The organism is Achromobacter sp. Marseille-Q0513 (assembly GCF_018195695.1).
Lineage (GTDB): Bacteria > Pseudomonadota > Gammaproteobacteria > Burkholderiales > Burkholderiaceae_B > Achromobacter.
This window is the reverse complement of sequence record NZ_JAGTJY010000576.1, coordinates 1-404: the sequence shown is the minus strand read 5'-3', so window position 1 is coordinate 404 and position 404 is coordinate 1. Positions and strand designations below refer to the sequence as shown.

Annotated in this window: 1 protein-coding gene; it reads right to left on the bottom strand. The window is 53.0% G+C overall.

Features of this window, described 5'->3' with window-relative positions:
- Positions 1–390 (bottom strand): NAD-dependent epimerase/dehydratase family protein (locus tag KDH83_RS31825; protein WP_349291698.1); only part of this gene is annotated, 390 nt, incomplete at its 3' end.
- Positions 391–404 lie beyond the last annotated feature (14 nt).

The window sequence follows — 404 nt, the reverse complement described above, 5'->3', positions numbered from 1 at the left end:
CTCATAAACCATATTGACGATTTGTCTCGTCGTTATTGTAGCTGCGCCCGGAATATGCCAAATCTGCCCCAATGCCTCTTCGCGCGCTCCCAGCGTCACCAAGCCTTTTGCAAAATCACGAATATAGAGGTACGTATGAGGAATATCGATATTTCCCAGCACCTCCGCAGCCCTTCCCTCTAGCGCCGCCTTGAAGATTCGTTCCCCCAAAGCGGATTCCAGAACACCAGGACCATAGAAGTCTGCGCCACGGCCGATCGCTGCCCGTACTTTGCCGCGATGATGCGCATCTAGCAGCACATCAGCCATTTGAGCGCGCGTTCTGCCTTTGTGCCCGGTTGCGCCATTTGGTACATCCTCAGTAAGAACCCGATGCTTGCTTCCATACATGTACAGATTATCGC